The 25,981-nt window shown below is 59.7% G+C and carries 22 protein-coding genes; 15 read left to right on the top strand and 7 right to left on the bottom strand.

Features of this window, described 5'->3' with window-relative positions; translation table 11 throughout:
• Nucleotides 1–13: 13 nt before the first annotated feature.
• The 9 genes from GO988_RS20415 (at nucleotide 14) to GO988_RS20455 (ending at nucleotide 11,410) form a co-directional block, all read left to right on the top strand.
• Nucleotides 14–2,437: a M1 family metallopeptidase gene (locus GO988_RS20415; protein ID WP_157569086.1), complete on the top strand. Its 2,424-nt coding sequence runs from the start codon at nucleotides 14–16 to the stop codon at nucleotides 2,435–2,437.
• Between the two features lie 356 nt (nucleotides 2,438–2,793).
• On the top strand, nucleotides 2,794–3,672 hold the full coding sequence (locus GO988_RS20420) for a helix-turn-helix domain-containing protein (protein ID WP_157569088.1): 879 nt from the start codon (nucleotides 2,794–2,796) through the stop codon (nucleotides 3,670–3,672).
• Between the two features lie 88 nt (nucleotides 3,673–3,760).
• Entirely contained in the window at nucleotides 3,761–4,159 is a 399-nt protein-coding gene (locus GO988_RS20425; RefSeq protein WP_232341620.1) for a DUF983 domain-containing protein, read from the top strand.
• Between the two features lie 260 nt (nucleotides 4,160–4,419).
• Nucleotides 4,420–5,067 (top strand): (2Fe-2S)-binding protein, encoded by a 648-nt coding sequence (locus tag GO988_RS20430; protein WP_157569090.1) that lies wholly within the window; start codon nucleotides 4,420–4,422, stop codon nucleotides 5,065–5,067.
• Nucleotides 5,068–5,071: 4 nt separating this feature from the next.
• Nucleotides 5,072–6,052, top strand: coding sequence for an FAD binding domain-containing protein (locus GO988_RS20435; RefSeq protein ID WP_157569092.1), 981 nt, complete (start codon nucleotides 5,072–5,074; stop codon nucleotides 6,050–6,052).
• A gap of 135 nt (nucleotides 6,053–6,187) precedes the next feature.
• Nucleotides 6,188–8,518 (top strand): xanthine dehydrogenase family protein molybdopterin-binding subunit, encoded by a 2,331-nt coding sequence (locus tag GO988_RS20440; protein WP_157569094.1) that lies wholly within the window; start codon nucleotides 6,188–6,190, stop codon nucleotides 8,516–8,518.
• A 162-nt stretch (nucleotides 8,519–8,680) separates the two neighbouring features.
• Entirely contained in the window at nucleotides 8,681–9,298 is a 618-nt protein-coding gene (locus tag GO988_RS20445; protein ID WP_157569096.1) for a nucleotidyltransferase family protein, read from the top strand.
• A gap of 114 nt (nucleotides 9,299–9,412) precedes the next feature.
• On the top strand, nucleotides 9,413–10,843 hold the full coding sequence (locus GO988_RS20450) for an MFS transporter (RefSeq protein ID WP_232341621.1): 1,431 nt from the start codon (nucleotides 9,413–9,415) through the stop codon (nucleotides 10,841–10,843).
• A 45-nt stretch (nucleotides 10,844–10,888) separates the two neighbouring features.
• Nucleotides 10,889–11,410 (top strand): DinB family protein, encoded by a 522-nt coding sequence (locus tag GO988_RS20455; RefSeq protein WP_157569097.1) that lies wholly within the window; start codon nucleotides 10,889–10,891, stop codon nucleotides 11,408–11,410.
• 73 nt (nucleotides 11,411–11,483) lie between these two features.
• On the opposite strand, the gene GO988_RS20460 is transcribed toward GO988_RS20455, so the two are convergent.
• The gene (locus tag GO988_RS20460; RefSeq protein ID WP_157569099.1) at nucleotides 11,484–13,160 is read right to left on the bottom strand and encodes an amidohydrolase; all 1,677 of its coding nucleotides are present in this window, start codon (nucleotides 13,158–13,160) and stop codon (nucleotides 11,484–11,486) included.
• 252 nt (nucleotides 13,161–13,412) lie between these two features.
• On the bottom strand, nucleotides 13,413–14,183 hold the full coding sequence (locus GO988_RS20465; protein WP_157569101.1) for an AMP nucleosidase: 771 nt from the start codon (nucleotides 14,181–14,183) through the stop codon (nucleotides 13,413–13,415).
• Between the two features lie 150 nt (nucleotides 14,184–14,333).
• On the opposite strand from GO988_RS20465, the gene GO988_RS20470 reads away from it, so the two are divergent.
• Nucleotides 14,334–14,819 (top strand): type I restriction enzyme HsdR N-terminal domain-containing protein, encoded by a 486-nt coding sequence (locus tag GO988_RS20470; RefSeq protein WP_157569103.1) that lies wholly within the window; start codon nucleotides 14,334–14,336, stop codon nucleotides 14,817–14,819.
• Between the two features lie 38 nt (nucleotides 14,820–14,857).
• On the top strand, nucleotides 14,858–15,718 hold the full coding sequence (locus GO988_RS20475; RefSeq protein WP_157569104.1) for a fumarylacetoacetate hydrolase family protein: 861 nt from the start codon (nucleotides 14,858–14,860) through the stop codon (nucleotides 15,716–15,718).
• Between the two features lie 207 nt (nucleotides 15,719–15,925).
• Here GO988_RS20475 and GO988_RS20480 read toward each other — a convergent pair whose 3' ends face one another.
• On the bottom strand, nucleotides 15,926–16,279 hold the full coding sequence (locus tag GO988_RS20480) for a winged helix-turn-helix transcriptional regulator (protein WP_157569106.1): 354 nt from the start codon (nucleotides 16,277–16,279) through the stop codon (nucleotides 15,926–15,928).
• Between the two features lie 106 nt (nucleotides 16,280–16,385).
• Here GO988_RS20480 and GO988_RS20485 point away from each other — a divergent pair, with 106 nt between their 5' ends.
• Both GO988_RS20485 and GO988_RS20490 read left to right on the top strand, forming a co-directional pair.
• The gene (locus GO988_RS20485; RefSeq protein WP_157569108.1) at nucleotides 16,386–17,138 is read left to right on the top strand and encodes an SDR family NAD(P)-dependent oxidoreductase; all 753 of its coding nucleotides are present in this window, start codon (nucleotides 16,386–16,388) and stop codon (nucleotides 17,136–17,138) included.
• A 648-nt stretch (nucleotides 17,139–17,786) separates the two neighbouring features.
• A complete protein-coding gene (locus GO988_RS20490) occupies nucleotides 17,787–18,545 on the top strand; it encodes an SDR family NAD(P)-dependent oxidoreductase (RefSeq protein ID WP_157569110.1) in 759 nt (252 codons plus the stop codon).
• 689 nt (nucleotides 18,546–19,234) lie between these two features.
• Here GO988_RS20490 and GO988_RS20495 read toward each other — a convergent pair.
• Complete coding sequence (locus GO988_RS20495; RefSeq protein ID WP_157569112.1) at nucleotides 19,235–20,107, bottom strand: SDR family oxidoreductase; 873 nt, start codon at nucleotides 20,105–20,107, stop codon at nucleotides 19,235–19,237.
• 169 nt (nucleotides 20,108–20,276) lie between these two features.
• Here GO988_RS20495 and GO988_RS20500 point away from each other — a divergent pair, with 169 nt between their 5' ends.
• On the top strand, nucleotides 20,277–20,642 hold the full coding sequence (locus GO988_RS20500) for a winged helix-turn-helix transcriptional regulator (protein ID WP_157569114.1): 366 nt from the start codon (nucleotides 20,277–20,279) through the stop codon (nucleotides 20,640–20,642).
• A 75-nt stretch (nucleotides 20,643–20,717) separates the two neighbouring features.
• On the opposite strand, the gene ald is transcribed toward GO988_RS20500, so the two are convergent.
• From ald to GO988_RS20515, 3 genes are all read right to left on the bottom strand, one after another.
• Complete coding sequence (ald, locus tag GO988_RS20505; RefSeq protein ID WP_157569116.1) at nucleotides 20,718–21,845, bottom strand: alanine dehydrogenase; 1,128 nt, start codon at nucleotides 21,843–21,845, stop codon at nucleotides 20,718–20,720.
• Nucleotides 21,846–21,920: 75 nt separating this feature from the next.
• The gene (locus tag GO988_RS20510; protein WP_157569118.1) at nucleotides 21,921–22,439 is read right to left on the bottom strand and encodes a VOC family protein; all 519 of its coding nucleotides are present in this window, start codon (nucleotides 22,437–22,439) and stop codon (nucleotides 21,921–21,923) included.
• A 122-nt stretch (nucleotides 22,440–22,561) separates the two neighbouring features.
• Nucleotides 22,562–23,332: a DUF1573 domain-containing protein gene (locus tag GO988_RS20515; RefSeq protein WP_157569120.1), complete on the bottom strand. Its 771-nt coding sequence runs from the start codon at nucleotides 23,330–23,332 to the stop codon at nucleotides 22,562–22,564.
• Between the two features lie 190 nt (nucleotides 23,333–23,522).
• Here GO988_RS20515 and GO988_RS20520 point away from each other — a divergent pair, with 190 nt between their 5' ends.
• Nucleotides 23,523–25,949, top strand: a complete 2,427-nt coding sequence (locus GO988_RS20520) for an alpha-ketoacid dehydrogenase subunit alpha/beta (protein WP_157569122.1) — start codon at nucleotides 23,523–23,525, stop codon at nucleotides 25,947–25,949.
• The last annotated feature ends 32 nt before the right edge of the window (nucleotides 25,950–25,981 follow it).

Genomic DNA, 25,981 nt, shown 5'->3' on the forward strand with positions numbered 1-25,981 from the left:
TTACCCTTCTTCTATGCGTATTTCGCTACTGGCTGCCGGGCTGGGGCTACTGCTGGCCCCCGCCATTGGCCGGGCTCAGACGACCAACTCCGGGACTGATAAATTTGCGCAGCTCGAAACGCTGCTCCCTACCCCCAATTCGTACCGCACCGCCAGCGGCGCGCCCGGCCCGCAGTACTGGCAGCAGCGCGCCGACTACAACATCAAGGTGAGCCTCGACGACCAGAAGCAGGCCATCACCGGCTCGGAGACCATCACTTATACCAACCTCTCGCCCGATGTGCTGACCTACCTGTGGGTGCAGCTCGACCAGAATATTCTGGCCAAAAACTCCATCACGGCGGCTACCAATGTGGGCCAGGTAGCGGGGGGTAGGCTCTCGTTTCAGGAGCTCGACAACCAGCTGGCGGTGGCCGAGTTTGATGGCGGCTACAAAATCGCGGCCGTGACCGACGCGGGTGGTAAGGCGCTGAAGTACACCATCAACCACACGATGATGCGCATCGACCTGCCTACCCCCCTGCGGCCCAAACAGGCCATTTCGTTTGGGGTAAAGTGGAGCTACAACATCAGCGACCAGCTCAAAATAAACGAGCGCAGCGGCTACGAGTACTTCCCGGCCGACAAGAACTACCTCTACGAAATGGCACAGTTTTACCCCCGCATGGCCGTCTATTCCGACGCTACGGGCTGGCAGAACAAGCAGTTTTTGGGTAATGGCGAGTTTACGCTGCCCTTCGGCAACTACCGCGTGAGCATCACGGCGCCCGCCGACCACATTGTGGGCGCCACCGGTACGCTGCAAAATGCGTCGCAGGTGCTCACGGCCACCCAAATCAAGCGCTTGGCGCAAGCCAAAAACGCCAAGAAGCCGGTGCTCATCGTGAGCCAGGACGAGGCCACGCGCAACGAAACCAGCCGCGCCACCGGCACCAAAACCTGGACCTTTGCCGCCACCAACGTGCGCGATTTTGCCTGGGCTAGCTCGCGCAAATTCATCTGGGATGCCATGCAAATTACGCAGAGCGGCAAGCCCGTGCTCTGCATGAGTTACTACCCCAAGGAAGGTAACCCGCTGTGGGGCAAGTACTCTACTGAGGTGGTGGCCCACACCATCAAGACGTATTCGAAGTTCACCATTCCCTACGCTTACCCCGTGGCCATCTCGGTGCACGGCCCGGTGGGCGGCATGGAATACCCGATGATTTGCTTCAACGGCGGCCGGCCCGAGAAGGACGGCACCTACTCGGCCGACCGGAAATACGGGATGATTTCGGTGATTATCCACGAAGTGGGCCACAACTTCTTCCCGATGATTGTGAACTCCGACGAGCGCCAGTGGACCTGGATGGACGAGGGCCTCAACACCTTCTGCCAGTACCTAACCGAGCAGGAGTGGGAGCGCGACTACCCCAGCCGCCGCGGCGAGCCCAAGAACATCGTGGACTACATGCGCACCGATAAGAGCCTGCAAACCCCGATTATGACCAACTCGGAGTCGGTATTGCAGTTCGGCAACAACGCTTACGGCAAGCCCGCCACTGCCCTCAATATCCTGCGCGAGACAGTGATGGGCCGCGAATTATTCGACTACGCCTTCAAAACCTACGCCCAGCGCTGGGCCTACAAGCACCCGCAGCCGGCCGACTTCTTCCGTACCATGGAAGACGCCTCGGCTGTGGACCTCGACTGGTTCTGGCGCGGCTGGTTCTACACTACCGAGCGCTGCGATATTTCGCTCGATGGCGTGAAATATTACCGCCCCAACACCAAGAACCCCGGCGTCGAAAACGCCCGCTTGCAGAACGAGCGCCAGGCCCAGCTGCCCAGCATCTCGGCTCAGCGCAATGCTACCGACCTCAAAACCACCGCCGTGGATGAGAAGCCCGACCTCAAGGATTTCTACAACGGCTACGACCCGCTGGCCGTGAGCGAGGCCGACAAGCAGCGCTACTTCCAGTACCTGAGCACGCTCAACCCGCAGCAGCAAGGCCGCCTCAACAGCAACCTCAACCTTTATGAGCTGAACCTGCACAACGTGGGTGGCCTCGTGATGCCCGTCATCATTCAGATGACCTACGACGATGGCAGCTCGGATATCGTGAACATTCCGGCCGAAATCTGGCGCAAAAACAACGAGCAGGTGACCAAGATTATCGTGTCGCCCAAAAATGTGGTGTCGTTTGTGCTCGACCCCTACCAGCAAACTGCCGATACCGACCTGAGCAACAACGCCTACCCCCGCCAGCCCACGCCTTCGCGCTTCGACTTGTTCCAGCAAGGCCAGGCCGGCAACAATGCCCAGCAGCCCCTCAACCCCATGCAGCAAGCCACCACGGCTGCGCCAGCGCCCGCTACCCCCGGCACCACCGGCCAGCCCGCGCCTGCCATGCCCTTGCAGCAGCGCGAGAAAAAGCCGAACCCCAGCGGCCGCTAGCCACGATTTCTTAAATAAGCAAAAAGCGCCAGTCGGTTTCGGCTGGCGCTTTTTGTTGGGGGTAGGGGTTGCCACGTAACGAGGTCTGCTGAGGTAATAAGTGCGGGCAGGTCGCCCATTGCATCACCCTCGCCCCCTAGCCTCCTCTCCTTGGGGAGAGGGGGAACTAACTCTAGTTTGGGCTTTTGCTCTAGCCTTTTGATTTATAATTTAACATTAGGTTAAAACTAGTTCCCCTCTCCCCAAGGAGAGGGGGCTGGGGGGTGAGGTCGACGCCAGCACAACGCCCACGAACTCCCGAACAGCAGCCGGTAATCAGCAATTTTCGCCCGGCGCGGTAGTTTCTTGCGCCTCGTATGAAGCCCGCTACCCTGCCCGTGCTGCCACTGGCCGCTTTTCCAGCGCCCGCTACTGCCGCCTCGGCGGCGCGGCATCCCTACTATGTGCAGCAGCTCGCCGCCCACGTGGCGCAGTTTCCGGGCGTGAGTGCGCCGCACGCGCACGACTTTTATTTGCTGCTCTACATTACGCGCGGTAGCGGCACGCACACCATTGATTTGCAGGCGTATGAGTTGCGGCCGGGCGCCTTGTTTTTCTTGGCGCCGGGGCAGGTGCATGGCTGGGAGCTGAGCGCCGACGCAGCGGGCTACATCGTGTTTTTTGAGGCCGAATTTTACCAGCGGCACTACCCGGCCGGCCGCCTGCTGAGCTACCCGTTTTTCGACCCTAGCCACCTGCCAGTGTGCTACCTGCCTGCCCCCGGCAACGCCATCGAGCCGCTGCTAGGCCAGCTGTGGCAGGAAGCCCGCCCGCCCGCGGCCCCGCCCAGCGATGAGGTAGTGGCCGCCTACCTCTTCTTGGTGCTGGAGCTGGCGGCGCGGTGCTACCCCGCCACTATGGCCCCGGCTGCCGCGTTGGGCCGGCAGCAGGTGCGCGAGTTCAGCCGCCTGCTCAATCAGCACTTTCGGCAGGAGAAAACGGTGGCTTTCTATGCCGATAAACTGAATGTCAGCCCCAACCACCTCACCGCTATTTGCCAGCGCGTGGTGGGCCACCCGGCCCGCGACCTTATCGTGGCCCGCGTGATGGCCGATGCCCAACGCCGCCTGCGCCACTCGGCCGATTCGGTGGCGCAGGTGGCCGCGGCCCTAGGCTACGACGATACGTCGTACTTCAGCCGCGCCTTCAAAAAGCACGTGGGCCTAACGCCCGAAGCCTTTCGCAAACAGCGTTGATTTGTGCGGTCTTTGCCCGCCTTCGGCTCTTTTAGAGGGGGTAGGGGCCGGGTAATTTTGTAGGGTACTTCACGCTTCTATTTCGGCTATGGCTGCTCCTCTCGAATCCTCGACGCTGGCTTTGGCGGCGCTGCGCTGCCCGCGCTGCCACCAAGGCAACTTATTTACCTACCCCGCTTACAAGCTCACGAAGTTCGCCGATATGCCCGAACACTGCCCGGTGTGCGGCCAGGCCTACGAGCCCGAGCCAGGCTTTTACTGGGGCGCCATGTTTGTGAGCTACTTCTTCGCCGTAGCCGTGTTTGCGGTAAGCGGCGTGGCGCTGTACTACCTGGCCGGCGACCCGCCGCTGTGGGTGTACGTGAGCACGGTGGCGGTGGTATCGCTGCTCTCGACGCCACTGGTCTTTCGCTACTCGCGGGCCATTATGCTCTATTTATTCGGGGGCGTAAGCTATAATCCGACTTGGGTAGCGCGCCGGGCTTGAGGCGTGTTTCCAGGAGTAGCTGTTCGTGTTACGGCAAAAGCCGGCTGCTTTTTGCGGCCGGCTTTTTTGCGTAGGAGAAGCTACTAAGCCGTCCGTAGTCTGCGCTAAATAGACAGGGGTAGGAGAGTTGCGATTTGCAGTGCTCAATCTGACGCTTTGCAGTGATAATTAATAGCTTACTACTCCATCTGCGTAGGCAAACAGTGGAGAGCGCTATTACGTAGTAGAAAGCTGCCTCACCACGCGCTATTTCTACCCGAATGCTACCTCCTGACGACCACACTCCTGACCAGGCCGCTACGCCGCCTGGCCCTTCCCGCCGTTCCTTCCTCAAGCAAACCGGCGGTTTGCTGGGGGTGGCGCTGGCCCCGCCCATTGCCAGCCAGGCCGAAGCACTGGCCGACAAGCTGGCCCCGGCCAGCCCCATCGTATCGGGCCCTACCAACGTGAGCCTCAACATCAACGGCCAGGCGCGCAACTTGCGCCTCGAGCCGCGCACTACCCTGCTCGACGCCCTGCGCGAAAACCTCGACCTGACGGGTACTAAAAAAGGCTGCGACCACGGCCAGTGCGGTGCCTGCACCGTGCACGTGGACGGCCGCCGCGTCAACGCTTGCCTCACGCTGGCTGTGATGAGCCAGGGTAAGCAAATCACGACCATCGAAGGCCTGGCCAAGGGCGAAGAATTGCACCCCATGCAGGAGGCTTTTCTCAAGCACGACGGCTTTCAGTGCGGCTACTGCACGCCGGGCCAGATTATGTCGGGCGTATCGTGCGTGAAAGAGGGCCACGCTACCACCGACGACCAGACCCGCGAGTGGATGAGCGGCAACATCTGCCGTTGCGGCGCCTACCCCAACATCCTGGCCGCCGTGCGCGAAGTGGCTGGCCAACAAGTAAAAGGCTAACCCGATGAACAACTTCGCCTACACCCAAGCCGCTTCGACCAAGGAAGCCGCTACCGCCGCGCAAGCCGATAAGCAGGCTGCTTTTATCAGCGGCGGCACCTCGCTCATCGACCTGATGAAGTCGAACATCGAGCAGCATACCCTGCTGATTGACCTCAACAAACTCTCGCTGCTGGGCATCGAAAACTCGGCCGCTGGCCTGCGCATTGGCGCCCTCGAACGCATGAGCGACGTGGGCGAGCACCCGCAAGTAGTGCAGAACTACCCGGTGGTGTCGCAGGCGCTGCTGGCTTCGGCCTCGCCGCAGCTGCGCAACATGGCCAGCATGGGCGGCAATCTGTTGCAGCGCACGCGTTGCGGCTACTTCCGCGACACGGCGTTTCCGTGCAACAAGCGCGTGCCCGGCTCGGGCTGCCCCGCCCAAACGGGCGACAACCGCACGCTGGCCATCCTGGGCGGCAGCCCCAGTTGCATTGCCACCCACGCCTCCGACCTAGCCGTGTCGCTGGTGGCGCTCGAAGCCAAGCTTACCATCGAAAGCCCGAAAGGCCAACCGCGCACCGTGCCGCTGGCCGATTTTTATAAGCTGCCCGGCTCGACGCCGCACATCGAAAACCACTTGGCGCCCGGTGAAGTCATCACCGCCATCACCATTCCGGCCGCGGCGCACGCCCGGCGCTCGCACTACCTCAAGGTGCGCGACCGTGCCTCGTACGCCTACGCACTGGTGTCGGCCGCCGTGGGGCTTGATGTGCAAGGGGGCACCATTCGCTCGGCCCGCGTGGCGCTAGGGGGGGTAGGCACCGTGCCGTGGCGCGTGCCCGCCGTGGAGCAAGCCTTGGTGGGCAAGTCCGCTACCGAAGACACTTTCCGGGCGGCCGCCGCACTGGCCGTGCGCGATGCTTCCCCGCGCGAGCACAATAAGTTCAAGCTCGAGCTGGCCCAGCGCACCATAGTGCGGGCACTGTTGGAAGTAGCGGCCTAGCCTTACTCCCCTCGCAGAGCCGAAGCAAGCAAAATTATTTCATCAATAAAGCAGCCTAGCTGCTGGTTGCCCTAGGCTTTCTTCCCTAAACAAGGACGGGGTAGGGGTAAAGCTAGCTGCTAGCTCCACGCTATTATGTCATCCGAACCCCAATTTTTTGACCAACCCGGTGGCGTTGTTGGCAAGCCGCTCGTGCGCGTAGAAGGCCGCGAAAAGGTCACTGGCAAGGCCAAGTACTCGGCCGAGTTTCCGCTGCCGGGCCTCACCTACGGCGTGCTAGCTACCAGCACCATCGCCAAGGGTAAGATTCAAAACATCGACACCACGGCGGCGGCGCGCGAGCCGGGCGTCATCGCGGTGCTTACCCACCAAAATTTGCCTAAGCTGGCCAAAACGCCCAACGACGCGGCCGGCAAAAAGGATATTGGCGCGCCCATGGGTTTTTTGCCCATGACGAGCGACGAGATTTTTTACTCTGCGCAGCCCGTGGCGATGGTTGTGGCCGATACCCTGGACCACGCCATCCACGCCGCTACGTTGGTGAAGGTGACGTACCAGGCCGAAAAGCCCATTGCTAGTTTCCACGACTCGCGGGCCGAGTTGTTTAACCCGGCGAAGGTGCAGGACGGCAAAGAAGATGGCCACAAGCGGCGCGGCGATGCTAAAAGCGCCTTTGCCAGCGCGCCCATCCAACTCACGGCCACCTACACGCACCCCGTGTACAACCACAACCCGATGGAGCCCGGCTCGACCACCGCCCACTGGGAGGCGCCCGACCGCCTCACGGTGTACGAATCGACGCAGGGTGTCACGCGCACGCAGTCGTCGCTGGTGGCGATGCTGGGGATGCCGCGCGAGCAAGTGCGGGTCATTACCAAGTACATAGGTGGTGGCTTTGGCTGCAAAGGCTCTACTTGGCCGCACACCATTCTCACCATTCAGGCCGCTAAAGCTGTGGGCCGCCCGGTAAAGTTGATGCTCACGCGCAAGCAAATGTTTACGAGCATGGGCCACCGCGAAGACCAAAGCCAGACGGTGCAGCTCGGAGCCACCGCCGACGGCAAGCTCACGGCCCTGATTCACACCAAAGTCTCGACTACTTCGCCCTGGGACAATTACGCCGAGTCGAATTCCAAGATTATCGACTTGCTCTACGCTACCCCCACCTTCGAGGCTAGCTATGAGATGGCGCGGGCCAACGTCATGACGTCCACATTTATGCGGGCGCCGGGCGAAGCGCCGGGCTCGTTTGCCCTCGAGTGCTCGATGGACGACCTGGCCGCGCGCCTAGGAGTAGACCCCATCGAAATCCGGCTGCGCAACTACGCCGACCATGACTACAGCACCGGCCAGCCTTGGTCGAGCAAAAGCCTCAAGCAGTGCTACGCCCGCGGCGCCGAGCTGTTTGGCTGGAGCAAGCGCAACCCCAAAGCCGGCGCCACCCGCGACGGCCGCTACCTTGTGGGCATGGGCATGGCTTCGGCCAGCTACCCGGTGCACAATTCGCAGGGCTCGGCCCGCGCGCGCCTCTACGCCGACGGCCACGCTGTGGTGCAAAGCGGCGCCACCGACCTGGGCACCGGCACCTACACCGTGATGACGCAGGTAGCCGCCGATTCGCTGGGCTTGCCCATGGATAAAGTGCGCTTCGAGCTGGGCGATACCAACCTGCCCACGGCCCCCAACTCGGGGGGCTCGGTGGCGGCTGGCACGGTATCATCGTCGGTGTACCTGGCCGTGCAAGATGTGTGGCAGAAGCTGATTAAAGTAGCCGTGGCCGACAAAAAATCGCCGCTCTACAAAGCCAAGCCCGAAGACGTGACGGCCGAAAAAGGCCGCCTCTTCCTCAAAAAGGACGCCAGCAAAGGCGAAGCTTTTGGCGACCTCATGAAGCGCGCCGAACTCACGGACGTGGAAGGCATGGCCCAGGGCAAATACGGCCCCGGCTACGAAAGCGGCCACTCGGCCAGCCCCGCCGGCCCCGGCAACAACACCGAGTCGGCCTCGGCGCACTCGATGCACTCGTTTGGCGCGCACTTCTGCGAGGTGCGGGTCGATATGGACCTGGGCACCGTGCGCGTGTCGAAGTGGGTGAGCGTGATTGGCGCCGGCCGCATTTTGAACTCCCAAACGGCGCGCAGCCAGATTATTGGGGGCGCTATCTTCGGCATCGGCTCGGTGCTGATGGAAGCCACCGAGCGCGACGCCAACTACTCGCGCTACACCAACGCCGACCTGGCCAACTACCACGTGCCCGTCAACGCCGATATTCCGGACATGACGGTGGAGTTTGTGGAAGAAAACGACCCCTACATCAACGCCATGGGCGTGAAGGGCATCGGCGAAATCTCGATGGTGGGCGTGGCAGCGGCGGTGGCCAACGCCGTGTTTCACGCCACCGGCAAGCGCCTGCGCGACCTGCCCCTCACGCCCGACAAGGTGATGATGGCGGGGCTGGCGAGCTAAGCAGCTTCGCAAAAAAGAACAAACGCCTGTTATTGCGCGGAAGAATGACGAAGCAACCTTTCCTTTACGGCAGCTAACGTAGCGACCGCGAAGGAGACATTGCTTCGTCATTCTTCCGCGCAATGACAGGCTTTTTTCGATAAAAAATAACCTCCCTACCCCATGCACCACGACCCCACCGCCACTGTTGGCTTGCTGCTTCTTGCTGCCGGCTCGTCTTCGCGCCTGGCGCGCCCCAAGCAGCTCTTGCCTTACCAGGGCCAAACGCTGCTGCGCCACGCTGCCGAAGTGGCCGCCGCTACTCCCTGCCGCCCGCTGGTGCTCGTGACGGGCGCGCTCCACGACGAGCTGCTGCCCGAAATCGACGGCCTGCCCTTCCACGTGGTGCGCAACGATAACTGGGCCGATGGCATGGGCGGCAGCATCGCCGCCGGCCTAGCCGAGCTCGAAACCGCCGCCGAAACGGCCGCATTGCCCGCCCAGGTCGATGCCGTGGTGGTTATCCTCTGCGACCAGCCGCTCCTTACCCCCGAGGTTATCGGCGAGCTGATTGTGCAGTTTCAAGCCACTGGCCAGCCGGTGGTGGCCTCGGCCTACGCGGGTACGCAGGGCGTGCCGGCGCTATTTAGCCGCGCTATTTTCCCGCAGCTGCTGGAGCTGCGTGGTGCGGCCGGCGCCCGCGAACTGTTGCAGCAATACGCCCACCTGCCCACCGTAGACTTTCCGGGCGGTGCCACCGACGTGGATACGGTGGCGCAGTACGAGGCGCTAAGTAAGTAATATATTTGCCGAAACGCGACACGTCGCGCCGGGTCGTTGTACCGAAGACAGTAGCTTCCGCAACGGCCCAGCGCGACGTGTCGCGTTTCTATTTTTGCCCAAATTCCTCGCCACATGCAGCCAACCCTACCCCCCCCGCCCGTCGAGAAGGACAACAAACGCGTTACTACCGGCTGGACGTTCTACGACTGGGCCAACTCGGTGTACCCGCTCGTCATTACGAGTTCGATTTTCCCCATCTACTGGGGCAGCGTCACCAAGGATATCAACCCCACCGACGTGGTCGATTTCCTGGGGTTTCAGGTGCCGGGGTCGTCGCTGCTGACGTACGCCATCTCGGCATCCTTCCTCATTATTGCGCTGGTTAGCCCATTTCTGACGTCGCTGGCCGACTATTCGGGGCGCAAAAAACTGTTTCTGCAAATCTTTTGCTACCTCGGGGCCGCCAGCTGCGCGGGGCTGGCTTTGTTTACCAAAGACACGCTCACCCTGAGCACGTTTATCTTCATTGCCGCCACGGTGGGCTTTAGCGGTAGCATCGTTTTTTACAACTCCTACCTGCCCGAAATCAGCTCCGAGGAGAAGTTTGACGCGCTCTCGGCGCGGGGCTTTTCGATGGGCTACATCGGCTCGGTGCTGCTGCTGGTTATTTGCCTGGGCATCATCATGGGGCCGCACATTGCGGGCGGGCCCGAGGGCGTGGCCCTATTTGGTATAAGCACAGGGGCCGCTACCCGGCTCAGCTTCCTGCTCACCGGCGTGTGGTGGGTAGGCTTTGCCCAGATTCCATTTTTCACCCTACCCCCCGACACCGGGCGCCCCGCCGATGCGCCCGTTTCGCAAGATGGCTGGCTGCTCAACGGCTTCCGCGAGCTAGGCAAGGTCTGGGACCAGCTCAAGCATTTGCCCAACCTTAAACGCTTTCTGCTGGCCTACTTCACCTATAACATGGGCGTGCAAACGGTGATGTACGTAGCCACCATCTTTGGCGATAAGGTATTACAGCTCGATAGTACCTCGCTCATTGTCACCATCTTGCTATTGCAAATAGTGGGCATCTTGGGCGCCTGGCTATTTGCCAAGCTCTCGGAGCGCATCGGCAACACGCGGGCCCTGAGCTGGGCCGTATTTATCTGGATGCTCATTTGCGTGGCTGGCTACTTCGTGCAAAAGGGCTGGAGCTTCTTCGCCCTGGCCGCCGTCATCGGCCTCACCATGGGCGCCGTGCAGAGCCTTTCGCGTAGTACGTACTCTAAGATTATTCCCGAAAACACGTCCAACAACGCGGCCTTTTTTAGCTTTTTCGACGTGGTAGAAAAGCTGGGCATCGTCATCGGCACGCTGTCTTTTGGGCTGATTGGCCAAATCACGGGCTCTATGCGCAACAGCATTCTCTCGCTCATTGTGTTCTTCATCTTCGGCCTAGGGTTTTTGCTGACCTTGCGCGGTAAAAAACTGCGCGACGAGCCAGCGGGTGGCATTGTGCTGCCGCCCCCACCGCCCGCCTCAGCCGCTGTCGAAATGGGCGGCCGGCAAACCGTCTAGTTCAGCCTCGATTAAGGCAAATCCATTTTCCTACCCCCCTCGCTTATGCATACCGCTTCTATTCAACAAAATATTCTCGCCGAGCTCGACCTCGAACTGGCCTCCACTCGCCGCATTCTGGAGCGCGTGCCCTACGACACCCAGGCCGACTGGAAACCCCACCCCAAGAGCATGACCCTGGCCCAGCTCGCGGCCCACGTCGTGAACCTGCTGGCGTTCAACACGCTCTTTGTGCAACACGAAAGCCGCGACTTTCTGGACCCCAATGCGCCCAAGCCCGGCCCCCGGCCCACCAGCCTCGAAGAGCTGCTAGCCCGCTTCGACGACTACAGCGCGCAGCTGCGCCAAGCCCTGCACGAAACCGACGACGAAAAACTGACCCACAATTTCCGTCTGCACCGGGGCGAGCACACCATTGTGGAGCGTACCAAGGGGGCGGCCATCCGCATTATGGGGCTGAACCACAGCATTCACCACCGCGGCCAGCTCACGGTATACCTGCGCCTGCTCGATGTCCCGGTGCCCGGCCTCTACGGCCCCAGCGCCGACGAGCAAGGCAGCTTTTAATATGCTTTCTGCCTAATAGAGGTAAAAAAGAACATCCTGCTGCGCTTGCCGAAGCAGGATGTTCTTTTTTACCTCAGTTTTTTATTGCTTGATTCTTAGCAGTAAACACCTGCTTGCCGCCAATCCAGGTTTGCTGCACCGGGGCGGTGCGCAGCTGCTCGTTGGGTGCGGTGAGTAGGTCGGTTTTTAGGATTACAAAATCGGCGAGCATACCGGGTTTTATCTGGCCTTTGCGCTTGTCCTCGAAGGCGGCGTGGGCCGCCCAGGTGGTCATGCCGCGCAGGGCTTGCTCGCGGGTGAGGGCGTTTTCGGGCTGGAAGCCACCGGCCGGAAAGTTCTTGGCATCTTGCCGCGCCACAGCTGCGTGGAAGCCGTAGAGCGGATTAATATCCTCCACGGGGAAGTCGGAGCCCAGGGCTACCTGGCCGTACTGCTTCAGCAAATCTTGGTAAGCGTAGGCGTATTTCAAGCGTTGCGCGCCCAGCCGCTCGCCGGCCCAATACATATCGGAAGTGGCGTGCGTGGGCTGCACCGAGGGCACAATGTGGTACTGGCCAAACTTGGGCACGTCGGCCCGGCTCACCACTTGCGCGTGCTCGATGCGCCAGCGCCGGTCGGGCTGCCCGTGCAGCGCCGCGCCATAAATGTCGAGCAGCAGCCGGTTGCTGGAGTCGCCAATGGCGTGGGTATTCATCTGGAATTTTGTCGCCGCCAGCTCCTTGGCCAGCGCGCGGTAATACTCGGGGTGTTGCAGCAAAAAGCCGCGCTCGGCGGGCCGGTCGGTGTAGGGCGCCAGCAGCGAGGCGCCCCGCGAGCCCAGCGCCCCATCGGCGTACACCTTAAAGGCGCTGATAGTGAGATTGTCGCTAAAGTACGGCCCCTTGGGCAAGTAGTACGCCTTATTTTCGGGGGTAGGGTTGAGCATGGTGTAGAGCCGCAAGTGCAGCTTGCCAGCTTGCTGCAACGCTGCCATCCGGTCGATATCGGGCTTGTTGAGGCCTGCATCGGCGAGGCTGGTGAGGCCCACGGCCAGGCAGTTTTGCTGCCCTTGCAACAGCGCCGCGTCAGCCTCGGCGGGGCTGGGCTCGGGGATTTTGGCGGCCACCAGCTTCACAGCATTGTCTACGAGCAGGCCGGTGAGGCGGCCCTGCGCATCGCGCCCAATCACGCCGCCGCTGATGGGGGTAGTGGCCGTGACCCCCGCTAAATCCAGCGCCTTTTGGTTGGCCAGCGCCGCGTGGCCATCCACGCGCGCGATGAGCACGGGCACATTGGGAAAGAGCTTATCCAGCGTGTCTTTGGTGGGGTAGCGTTGGCCAGGCCAATCGTTTTGGTCCCAGCCGCGGCCGGTGAGCCAGGTGGCGCCCGGTTGCTGCTGGCGGTGCTGGCTCAGGCGCCCCACCGTTTCGGCCCACGAGGTGGCACCCACCAAGTTGGCCGAGCGCAGGCCCAACGCATAGCGGTAGAAGTGGCAGTGCGCGTCGTAAAAGCCAGGGTAAATAAACTGCTCTTGCGCATCTACTGTCTGTGCGGCTTGGTAGCGGCGCTGCAAATCGGCGGTAGTACCCACTGCCACGAAGCGCCCGTCGCGCACAGCAAAGGCCTGGGCTTTGCTAAACGTGGAGTCAACGGTATATACTGTGGCGTTAGTAACCAGTAAGTCAACGCTTTCGCGCTTCGACTGGCAGCTTTCTACCCCCAAAGCCGCTAGTAAGCAGAAGGCACTCCCAAGTTTATAGACAAGCTGCATAGTACAAAAGAGTATGTTAAGTTCCGAAAGGCAAAGTACGGCCGAAGCTGATTTAGGCAGTAGTGGGCAGTAATATGCGTCCATCATGTGGACGTGCTAGCGCGTGCCTCGCCCCCTACCCCTCTCCGAAAAGGAGAGGGGATGCCAAGCATGGGCCTTGATGACTACCTAGCTTCAAACCAGCAAATGGCGCCTTGCAACCAGACCGCGCGCTGACTACAAAATCCGCTTAAATCCTCGTTCATCCGGGGTCTATTCAAACTTCATGTGCTTCACCGACTCGCCCGAGTTCTTCAGTTCGAGCAAAGACTCGATGCCGATTTTGAGGTGCATTTTCACAAAGTCGGCGGTTACTTTCGAATCTGACTCAGCGGTTTTCACGCCCTCGGGCGTCATGGGGTTGTCGCTCACGAGCAGCAGCGCGCCGTGCGGAATGTCGTTCATGAAGCCCACCACGAAGATGGTTGCCGTCTCCATATCCACGGCCAGGGCGCGCACGCGGCGCAAGTAATCCTTAAACTCCTGGTCGTGCTCCCACACGCGGCGGTTGGTGGTGTACACGGTACCGGTGTAATAGTCGAGCTCGTGCTTTTTAATCATCGACGATACCGCCCGTTGCAACCGGAAGGAGGGTAGGGCCGGAATCTCTTTGGGCAAATAATCATCCGACGTACCATCGCCGCGAATAGCCGCGATAGGCAGCACCAAGTCGCCGAGCTTAGTTTTTTTCAAGCCGCCGCACTTACCCAAAAAGAGCGCCGCTTTTGGCTTAATAGCCGAGAGCAAATCCATGACCGTAGCGGCCATCGGCGAGCCCATGCCGAAGTTAATGATGGTGATGCCGTTGGCCGTGGCCGTTTGCATAGGCTTGTCGGTGCCACGCACTTCGCAGCCAAACTGCTCGGCAAACATATACACGTAATTGCTGAAATTGGTGAGCAAAATGTACTGGCCAAACTCGTTCAGCGGCACGCCCGTGTAGCGCGGCAGCCAGTTATTGACGATGTCTTCTTTGGTCTTCATAAAAGGGTGATTAAGGATTGTTTGATAAAATGTTTTGGTGAGTATGCGCGTAAGAGGAAATAAAAAAACCGCCTACCCGGTAGGGTACGGCGGCGCGACGGGCAATAAACCTAGTGAAACGCGACAGCCAAACCCATACCTTTGGAGGTGATGCAAGCGCTGGACCTGCCGCCTTTCGATGCCAAAATTAGGCAAACATCGGCGAATATCTTCGAAATCTGGGACGAATTGCGCCGCAAGTACGTGGTGCTTACCCCCGAGGAGTGGGTGCGGCAGCACGTGGTGCAGTACCTGATGCAGCACTTAGGCTACCCCCGCGGCCTACTAAGCCTAGAGCGCGGCCATCGCTACAACCAACGCCAGAAGCGCACCGACCTCGTAGCCCTCGGCCCCGACGGCCGCCCACTGCTGCTGGTAGAGTGCAAGCGGCCCACGGTGGCCATTACGCCCGCCGTGGCCCAGCAGGCGGCTACCTACAACCAAACCCTGCGCGCCCCACTGCTGCTGCTCACCAACGGGCTGGTGCACTACTGCTGGCGCGTCGATTTTGAGCGTGGGCTGAATGAGCGGCTGGCCGAAATACCCACCTACGCTGCCGCGCTTGGGCCCCCGGCCCCCGGCGACTTGGGGGGGTAGGGCCGCTACCTTCGCCAGCGGTGCCCGTAAGTAGGGGTATGAAATTATTTCGTTTCGGCCCAGTGGGCCAAGAAAAACCGGGTGTTTTGACCGCCGCCGGCCAACACCTGGACGTGTCGGCATTTGGGGAAGATTACCACGAAGCTTTTTTTGCCACTGATGGCCTGACGCGCTTAGCCGCCTGGCTGCCCGGCCACGTCGCCGAATGCCCACCCCTGCCGGCCGGCGTGCGGCTGGGGCCGTGCGTGGCTCGGTCGTCCAAGCTCATCGGCATTGGGCTCAACTACCGGCAGCACGGCGCCGAAACCGGCCTGGGCACGCCCCTAGAGCCGGTATTTTTTCTGAAAGCCCCCTCGGCCATCAGCGGGCCCCACGACGACGTGGTGCTTCCGCGCGATGCCACCAAGCTCGACTACGAAGCGGAACTGGCGTTCGTCATTGGGCGGCGGGCCAGCTACGTGCCGGAGGCCGAGGCGCTCAGCTACGTAGCCGGCTACACCATCCTCAACGATTACAGCGAGCGGGCCTTCCAGCTAGAGCGCGGCGGGCAGTGGACCAAGGGAAAAAGCGCCGACACCTTCGCACCCTTGGGGCCGTATCTCACGCCCGCCACCGCAGTGCCCGACCCGCAAAACCTGCCCATTTGGCTGGCCGTCAACGGCGAAACCCGCCAGGATGCCAGCACCCGCGACATGCTTTTTACCCTGCCTAAGCTCATCAGCTACGTGAGCGAGTTTATGACGCTGCTGCCCGGCGACATCCTTACCACCGGTAGTCCGGCGGGGGTAGGGATGGGCTTAAACCCGCCCCACTACCTGCAAGCCGGCGACAAGGTGGAGCTGCGCATCGGCGAGCTGGGCACGCAGCGCCAGCGCATCGTGCCGTTTCGCCGCACCTAGCGTGGTCTAATTAACCCAAGTTGTGGACTATAGGGTGTTGTTAAACAATAAGGGGGAAACCGCCGACTTAGCCCTGCTCGGGTTTAGTCGGCGGCTACCAGGCGGCAATTAACGCCTTATCAAGAGAGGCCTTAGCCAGCTGGGGCTAAGCGGAAAAGTCGTATTTGCCAGGCAGGTTCGCGTGGCGGTCAGGAGGAACCCCAAAAGTTATTTCGCGAATATTTTATCGTGATGCGCCAGTCCCCACTCCGTTAGGTTGTCGATGATGGATTTGAGCGTTTTGCCGTGCTCCGTCAGCTCATATTGCACCGTTATGGGCTGGGTATTTAGCACGGTACGCTTGACCAGCTGATTGATTTCCAACTCTTTCAATTCCTTGCTCAGCATCTTATTGGAGACGCCGACGACGTCGTTCAGCATATCCGAAAACCGCCGCTTTTGGTAACAGCAAATGGAGGATATGATGGCGATTTTCCATTTGCCATTCAGCACGTCCATGGAATCCTGGACGGCCCGCATGGCCCGTTTATTTTCGGCGTCCTGCTGGATGATGCACTTCATAGGTTACTTGGTTAACGCGTGGTTACTGTTACTTTTCGACACAAAGTTACCAAAAGCAACCGTATAATCCGACCTTTGCAGCTCACAATTTCACTGAAATACGCAGATGAGCAAGTTAGCGAACAAGGTTGCCGTGATTACTGGCGGTAATAGTGGTATCGGGCTTGGTATTGCCCAAGAATTCAAAAATGAAGGTGCTAAAGGCGTTATTGTCGGCCGAAATCAGGAAACGTTAGCTGGTGCGGTGGCGCAGCTTGGCGACAGTTTTATCGCCATTAATGCCGATGTAACCAACCCTGCCGACCTAGAAAGGGTGTTTAAAGAAACCGCTGAAAAATTTGGTAAAATCGACGTGGTGGTAGCCAATGCGGGTGGGGGAACTGTCGGAACGGTGGAAAGTCTAGGCGAAGCCGACTTTGACAAGACCATTGATTTAAACCTGAAAAGCGTCTACTTCACTGTTCATAAAGCACTGCCCCATATGAATGATGGGGGCTCTATTATTCTTATCGGGTCCAATGCCGCGCACCGGGCCTATCCAAATTTCACGCTTTATGGTGCTGCCAAAGCGGCCGTCATCTATTTTGCAAAAGGCTTTTCAAGCGACCTTTTAGGTAGAAAGATTAGAGCAAATGTCATAACACCAGGTACCACGGATACTCCGGCATTTGACAAGTTTGTTCCCGCCGAACAAATTGACGCGTTAAAAAAACACTTTGCGGGTGAAATGCCGATAGGCAGAATCGGGCAACCGTCTGACATTGGTAAAACAGCGGTTTTCTTGGCTTCTGATGATTCTTCGTTTATGCTTGGGGCTGAACTCATCGTGGACGGTGGTATGACCTATTTGTCTAAGTAAGGGGCCCCACGCTGGGGCGAGTTTAGGAAGTAGGCAAGTCAATTTGAACGTCATGCTGAGCTTGTCGAAGCATCTTTACCGCTTCGTATGAGCTAGTGCAACGAAGCGGTAGCGATGCTTCGACAAGCTCAGCATGACGACCTGGCGACTTCCTAAATAGCTTCTATATTTCGTGCCAGTGAACAAGTCGAAACTGTACAAGAGAAGCCCCGGAAGCTATTGCCTCCGGGGCTTTTCTTTTTCGGTGATTTCTACACGTTAATTGCCATAAGTCCTTCGCTAGGTAGCAGTTGCTTTAAGCCAGTAACACGAGCACCTGCTGGCTTCTTATTACAACGGAGCGAAAAATTTCGGCAGGCGTTTGACTAGCTCGCTATTCTTTTCTGAGCTAGCGCATTGATTGGTGAGATGCCAATAAAAGGCACTTAGCCGAGGACGTGCGGAACGGCACTCTTCCTTTTGCCATTTAGCACATCCATGGCATCCTGGACGGTCCCTATTGCCCTTCTGAAATCTTCGCTCAGGCAGGATTTGCACGGCATAGGTTACTGTGTTACCCCGGGGTTACTGTTACTTTTTGATACATAGTTGCTAAAAGTAACATTGTGATTCTAGCTTTGCAGCTCAATTTTTCAACTGAACTAGAAGATGAGCAAGCTCAAAAACAAAGTAGCCATCGTGACTGGGGCCTCGAAAGGAATCGGCGCGGCTATCGCGACCTATTTTGCCGCCGAAGGGGCCAACGTGGTGGTAAATTATGCCTCCAGTAGAGAAGGAGCGGCCCGGGTGGTGAAAGCCATTACTGAGGCCGGCGGCACGGCTATTTCGGTGCAGGCCGATGTATCGAACGAAGCCGATGTTAGCCGGCTGTTTGCCGAAACCAAGGCGGCGTTCGGCACTCTCGATATTCTGGTTAACAACGCGGTCTTTCAAGGATACACCCCAATTGAACAGGTATCGGTCGAAGCTTTTCATCAACATTTCAACGTCAATGTGTTGGGGCCTATCCTGACTATCCAGGCCGCGTTGAAACTGTTTGGCGAGAAGGGCGGCAATATCATCAATATCAGTTCGGGGGCCAGCAAATACCCGCTTCCAGCCGCCTCGTTGTACTCGGCCACGAAAGCGGCCTTGGATGCCATCACCATTTCGTTGTCGAAAGAACTGGGGGCCAAAAATATCCGGGTCAATTCTATTTTGCCGGGCGCGACGGCAACCGAAGGGGCCGCTAGTGCGGGCGTCACGGCGGGCAGTGAGTACGAAAAAATGTTTATTGCCAACACCCCGCTTGGGCGCCGAGGCCAGCCCGCAGATATTGCCAAAGCGGTCGTCTTTCTGGCTTCCGATGAGGCCGCCTGGATTACGGGCGAGCAACTTTCCGTTTCGGGTGGAATGTATGGGTTTTAACGGGTAGTAGTACTACGCACCTTCATACTGATGTCACGTCCGGCTAGGTGTTGACTAGAATAAGGCAAGGGCCCCGCTCGGATTTTCCGGCGGGGCTTTTTGTGGGCTAATGGACGTAGCTAGAGGTTACCAGTAGTCTCAATGCCTTTGCGAAAGTGTTAAAGCAACTAAGCCTGCACCGGGTGGTAGGGACGCTTACTGTGCTTGCGACGCGCCGTCTGCTGCGGGCTACCTATGGCCTGGGCAAACACGTCTTCCAGCGCATAGTCGTGTAGGCGGCATCGAGGCAGTACGTGCTACCTATCAGTAAATTCACGGCCATGGCCCGCAGGCCGGTGATGTTGGCCTAGCTTCCAGCGTAGAGGTAAAACTCGACAGGCACACCAGCGCCGTCGTCAGTACCTGCGCGTCTGTCAGCCGGCGGGGCGGGGGTAGTAAATCGTCTGGGAGGCAATGCAGTGCAACGGTCTGTTTGCGCATAGTAGGTTGGGAGGTCAGAAATCCAAACCTGGCCTGTTTACGCCGAACAAACTTTTTTTAGGAGCCGCCTACTCCGCAACTTGAGTTAATAAAAAACAGCCCGTCCTGCTGACGACAGGAAGCAGCTCCGCCACGCCGTTCAGCGAAGCGGTAGAGTTGCTTCCTATCGCCAGTGGGACGGGCTGTTAATTAACCAGTTGGCCTACGCTTTACAACTGGTAGGCCGCCTTCAAAAAATCGGCCGCTGACTCGGGCTTGTGGCCCAGTAGCTTTTCTAGGGTAGAGCTGGGGAGGTCAAATTCGCCCTGCGCAATGGCCACGCTAAAACCCGCGGCCATCTGAATGCCTTCGGCCGGCACGCCGGCTTGCGCCAGCTGCGTACCAAACTCCTCAGCGGTGGGTGACACGTAGTGCACCTCTTTGCCCGATAAGTCGCTTAAAATCTTGGCGATATCAGCGAAAGACAACGACTCATTACTGGCTATCTCATAGGACTGGTTTTCGTGGCCGGTGCCCGTGAGCACGGCAGCACACGCGGCGCCCATGTCGGCGCGGCTCGCAAACGAACCGCGCCCTTCGCCGGCCGGCAAGTAGATAGTGCCGATTTCGAGTGCCGGCCCCATAAACTGGGGTAGCACGTCGAGGTACAGCGCGTTTTTAAGAATGGTGTAGGTGAGGCCCGATGCTTTCAGCAGCTTTTCGGTAGCCAAGTGGGCTTCCGTCACGAAGGCAACTGCCGAAGAGCCATCTTCCGTTTTGCGCTGCGCGCTGGTATAAACGAGGTGCTGCACGCCGGCGGCCGCAGCAGCTTTTAGCACGTTGGTGTGCTGCGGCACGCGCTGCGTGATGTCGTTGCCCGATACAAGCAGCAGCTTGTCGATGCCTGCAAAAGCTGCCGTGAGAGAATCGTAATCAGCATAGTCGCCCTTGCGGACGGTTACGCCCCGGGCTTGTAGGTCGGCAGCTTTGGCGGGGTCGCGCACTAAAACGGAAATCTGGTCGGCACCGACGGTTTTCAGCAGGTTCTCAACTACTGCTTTGCCCAGGCCGCCCGTGGCGCCGGTTACGAGTATTTTGCTCATATAACTAAAGGGGGGTAGGGCTGGTAGCCCCGGTTGTGGTGAAAAACCCTCCCAGCCTAGTAGCGCAAATCGCGGCTGGAGGAGGCGACAAAGGTCGCTACCTTTGCTTACCAAAAGTCAGCAGCTACCTCTAGGTAAGCGCTTACCCCGACGTAACCACTCGCTTCGCATGGAATTCCTCACCCCCGGCCACTGCATCTCGTCTATTCGCCCCTTGCGCGATGCGCTCGACGTTATCAACGGCAAGTGGAAACTGCAAATTTTGGTGGTTATTACCACTGGACACCAGCGCTTTCGCGAAATAGAGCGCAGCATTCCCAGTATTTCTTCCAAAGTACTCGCCAAGGAGCTGAAGGACCTCGAAGCCCACAAGCTCATCAAACGTACCGTGCAGGAGGGCCCGCCCGTGCTCGTGACCTACGAGGTGCTCCCCTACGCCGATAGCCTTGACCCTGTCATTTTTGCCCTGCGCGACTGGGGCCTGAAGCACCGGGCAATGATTATGGGCCCGGACGCTGGCGCTAGCCCCGCCTAAAAAAAAGGCCTGCCGGACAAGCGTCCGGCAGGCCTTTTTTAACTAAATGCAGACTTGGTAGTCCGCGCTGCGGCACTATACAGTCGCGCCTTCCAGCACCGAATCCACGTCCACAAGGGGCAGGTTCCAGGCTTCGGCCACGCCTTTGTAGACTACCTCGCCGTGCACCACGTTTAGGCCGAGGCGCAGGGCCGCGTCTTGGCGGCACGCCTCCTGCCAGCCTTTGTTGGCGAGCTTCACGGCGTAGGGCAGGGTAGCGTTGGTGAGGGCTAGCGTGCTGGTGTAGGGCACCGCGCCGGGCATGTTGGCCACGCAGTAGTGCACCACGTCGTCGATGATGAAGGTCGGGTCTTCGTGGGTAGTGGGGCGGCAAGTTTCAATGCAGCCGCCCTGGTCCACGGCCACGTCTACGAGCACGGTGCCGGGGCGCATGGTCTTGAGCATGTCGCGGGTGATGAGGTGCGGGGCTTTCGCACCCGGAATCAACACGGCGCCCACCACGAGGTCGGCCGTTTTAATGGCTTCGCGAATGTTGTACTCGTTGGAATACTGCGTCACCACATTTTTAGGCATGAAATCATCCAACTCGCGCAAGCGGTTCAGGTTGATGTCCATCACCGTAACCTGAGCGCCGAGACCGGCGGCCACTTTCGCCGCTTGTGTGCCCACGATGCCCGCGCCTAGCACGAGCACGTGCGCGGGCTTCACACCGGGCACGCCGCCCAGCAAGATGCCGCGGCCTTTGAGGGGTTTTTCGAGGTACTTGGCGCCTTCCTGGGGGGCCATGCGGCCGGCCACTTCGCTCATCGGAATGAGGAGGGGTAGGGCCCGCGAAGGCGTTTCCACCGTCTCATAAGCCAGGCAAATGGCCTTGCGCGCTATCATGGCGTGGGTCAGTTCCTCGCCGCTGGCAAAGTGGAAGTAGGTGAACAACAGCTGGTTCTCCTTGATGAGCGGATACTCCTCGGCAATTGGCTCCTTCACCTTGATAATCATGTCGGACTGCCCGTACACGTCGGCAATGGTGGGAAGCAGCATGGCACCCGCCGTCTCGTACTCGGCATCGGTAAAGCCCGAGCCTTCGCCCGCACCTGCTTGCACAAAAAGCGAGTGGCCGTTTTTGCGCAGCTCGGCTACACCCGCGGGGGTAAGGCCCACGCGGTTTTCGTTATTTTTAATTTCCTTCGGAACACCAATAATCATGGGAGCAGGGGAGGGGAGTAGATAGGGGAAAAACGTGTCGTAAAGATACAATCCCCGCTACGCTCGGGCTCCGCTTTAGCTGGCTAGCGCCAGTAGCCCAGGCAGGTCGAGAGCGTGGGTGTACATAGTAAATTCGCCGGTGGGCGTGGTGGGCCAGTCGGCGCGGGGGCGGTCCCAATACAGCTCTAGGCCGTTGCCGTCGGGGTCGTCGAGGTAAATCGCCTCGCTCACGCCGTGGTCGGAGGCGCCCCGCAGGGGGTAGCCCGCATCGAGCAAGCGCTTCACGATGGCTGCCAACTCGGGCCGCGTGGCGTACAAAATAGCCACGTGGTAGAGGCCCGCTACCCCCTGGCGCTGCGCCGGGCGCCCACCCTCGCTGTGCCAGGTATTGAGCCCAATGTGGTGGTGGTAGCCCCCGGCCGATAAAAATGCCGCCTGCCCACCCGCCAGCAGCATCACCTCAAAACCTAGCAGGCCGTGGTAAAAAGCGAGCGCCCGCTGCAAGTCCGTGACTTGCAAATGGACGTGGCCGATGCTGGTGCCCGCCGGGGCAATGTACGGCGCAAGGGAGGGAGTAGGGGCAGTAGGGTTCATGAGTACGAGCGCAAAGTGTAGTTGCAAAAGTAATGTACCTACATTGATTAGCAAGCCAAAAAAATAGCCCTGCCCAATCGGCCGGGCTACCCCCTTGCCACGCCAAAGGCGTGAAGTTTTTGTTATTTAAACGGCACCGACGACCCGCTTTCCTTCACCAGGCTCGTGGGCACTAGGTCCTTCACCACGTTGGCTTTGAGCGTCAGCTTGGTATCGCCGTGCAGGTCATTAGAGGAGATTTTGACTTCTTCGGCCGCCGCGCCCACGGTGCGCTGCGCATACACCAGCTCGACTACTACGCTTTGGCCAGGCTTGATGGGGGCGGGCGCCGCCCGGTAGCCCACGCAGTAGCACGGTGATGACAGCGTGCTCAGCACCAAATCCTTAGGCCCGTTATTGCGCACGCCGATGCGGGCTATTGACTGCTGCCCGACCTCGATACGGCCAAAATCGTAGCTGCTGCGCTCGAGCACCAGCCGGGGCGAGGCCGCCAGCTGGGCGGGGGTAAGCGTAGCGCGCAGCTCCTCTTTAGTAAGCACTGTGCCCTTGAGGCTGAGTATTTTGTTGCTGTCAGTAGCGTTGCTCATTACCGTTACGGTTTTGGCAAACACGCCGGGGCGGCCCGCACTATTATACACAGCTTTAATAACGCCCGATTTGCCGGGCATCACCGGAGCTTTGGTCCACTCGGGGGTGGTGCAGCCGCAGCTCGCCTGCGCACTGGCAATGACGATGGGCTGGTTGCCAGTGTTTTTAAATTTAAACTCGTAGGTCGCCATCGTGCCTTCGGGCACCTTGCCAAAATCGTGGTCGGTGCTCTCAAACGTGAGCACACCCTGGGCACGGGCTGCCAAAGCCAACAAGCAGAAAACGAGGGTAGAAGCGAAGCGCATAGTGAGGGCGCCCGGCCGCAGCCAGGCCAATAAGTTGAACAAAGGCCGCCCACCAGTTGCTGTAAAGGAGCGCAAGCTGCCCCCAGCCAGCGTGGGCCTTCCTAGCAAATATACAGCCCGCCCCCGGCCCATTTCGTAGATTTGTACTACCCTTCTTCCATCCCACCCGCCCACTCCAACTCCAGTCGTTATGTCCGTGCCCTTGCTTGCTGCTACCGAAGCCCCGGCCCTCCTTGCACTTTCCAAAGCCGATATCCTCGACGATTACCGCCTGGGCTGGGAAAGTCGCCACGCCTCGCTGGCGGGCCGCCGCGAGGTATTTATGGGCAAGGCCAAATTTGGTATTTTCGGCGATGGCAAAGAGCTTCCGCAGCTCGCCATGGCGCGCGCCTTCAAGGCCGGTGATTTCCGAGCTGGCTACTACCGCGACCAAACCTTTATGGTGGCCGCCGGCGAGCTAACCTGGGAGCAGTACTTCGCCCAGCTCTACGCCCACCCCGACCCCGAGGCCGACCCCGCCACCGCTGGCCGCTGCATGAACGGCCACTTTGCTACCCGCCTACTCGACGAGGACGGCCACTTCAAGCCCCAGACGTCGAGCAAAAACTCGTCGGCCGATATTTCGCCCACCGCCGGCCAAATGCCGCGCCTCGTGGGCCTGGCCTACGCCAGCAAGCTGTACCGCCAAAACCCCGAGCTGCATCCGTTTAGCGACTTTTCGGTAAACGGCAACGAAGTGGCGTTTGGCACCATCGGCAACGCCAGCACGTCAGAAGGCATGTTTTTCGAGGCCCTGAACGCGGCCGGCGTGCTCCAGATTCCGCTGCTGATTTCGGTGTGGGACGACCACTACGGCATCTCGGTGCCCGCCGAGTACCAGACGACCAAGCAAAGCATTTCGGCCCTTATGGCCGGCTTGCAGCGCGAGGGCGAAGGCCAGGACGGCTTCGAGATTTACGTGGTGCGCGGCTGGGATTATCCTACCCTGCTCGATACCTACCAGCGTGCTGCGGCCGTGTGCCGCGAGCAGCATGTGCCCGTGCTGCTGCACGTGACGGAGGTGACGCAGCCCCAGGGCCACAGCACCAGCGGCTCGCACGAGCGCTACAAGCCCAAGGCCCGCCTGAGCTGGGAGGAAGAGCACGACTGCCTGACCAAGATGCGCGAGTGGCTGCTCACCGAAGGCATCGCGGGCGAAGACGAGCTGGCTCAAATCGAAAAAAACGCGGCCGCTACCATCAAGCAGGCCCGCACGGCCGCGTGGGCCGCGTTTTTCAATCCTATTCAGCAGGAGCGCGAAGAAGCTCTGGTAGTCCTCAATCAACTGGTGGCCGACAACGGCGCCGAAAACCAGTTGGCCGAATTGGTCAAAGGTCTGCAAACCAACGTGACACCCATTCGGGCCGACATTGTGCGGACGTTGCGCAAGGCCCTGCGCGCTGTGCGCGGCAACAAGCCCACTGCCGGCCGCCGCGCTACTCAGCGCCTGCTCGAAGAGTGCCTGGCCAATAGCTCCGATTACTACAATTCCTACCTGTTCAGCCAAAGCGAAGAGGCTGTGGGCAACATCGAAGAAGTGCCGGTAGAATATGCCGCCGACGCGCCGCAGGTAGACGGTCGCGAGGTGCTGCAAGCGTGCTTCACGGCCAACTTTGAGCGCGACCCGCGCATCTTCGCCATTGGCGAGGATGTGGGCCAGATTGGCGACGTTAACCAGGCATTTGCGGGCTTGCAGGAGAAGTTCGGCGAGCTACGCGTGACTGATACTGGCATTCGCGAGTGCACCATTATTGGGCAGGGAATCGGCGCGGCGCTGCGTGGCTTGCGCCCCATCACCGAGATTCAATACCTTGATTACCTGCTGTATGCCATTCAGCCGCTAAGCGATGACCTCGCCTGCCTGCAATACCGCACCAAAGGCGGCCAGAAGGCGCCGCTCATCGTGCGCACCCGCGGGCACCGCCTGGAGGGCGTGTGGCACTCGGGTTCGCCCATTCAGATGATACTGGGCGCCATTCGGGGGATGCACCTGTGCGTGCCGCGCGACATGACGCAGGCGGCGGGCTTCTACAACACGCTGCTGCGTAGCGATGAGCCCGCGCTGGTGATTGAGTGCTTGAACGGCTACCGCCTCAAGGAAAAGCTGCCCACCAACGTGGGCGAGTTTACCCTACCCCTCGGCCAGCCCGAGGTGCTGCGCGAAGGCGCTGATATTACGCTCGTTACTTACGGTTCGATGTGCCGCATCGTGCTTGATGCAGCCAAGCAGCTGGCCGAAGTCGGCATCTCGGCCGAAGTGATTGACGTGCAAACGCTGCTGCCCTTCGACACCGACCAGCTCATCGCCGATAGCTTGCGTAAAACCGGCCGCGTCGTATTTGCCGACGAGGACGTGCCCGGTGGTGCCACGGCCTATATGATGCAGCAAGTACTTGATAACCAAAATGCTTATCAATTGCTCGACTCGGCCCCGCGCTGCCTCACGGCGCAGGCCCACCGCCCGCCCTACGGCTCCGATGGCGACTACTTCTCGAAGCCCAACGTGGAGGACTTGTTCGACCTGGTGTACGAAATGATGCGCGAAGTAGAGCCCGCCAAGTACCCGGCCATCTACTAATAAAAAGCGGGGGTAGGGGAGGCGCCGTGCCA

Source organism: Hymenobacter ginkgonis (assembly GCF_009755225.1).
In the GTDB taxonomy this organism is placed as follows: domain Bacteria; phylum Bacteroidota; class Bacteroidia; order Cytophagales; family Hymenobacteraceae; genus Hymenobacter; species Hymenobacter ginkgonis.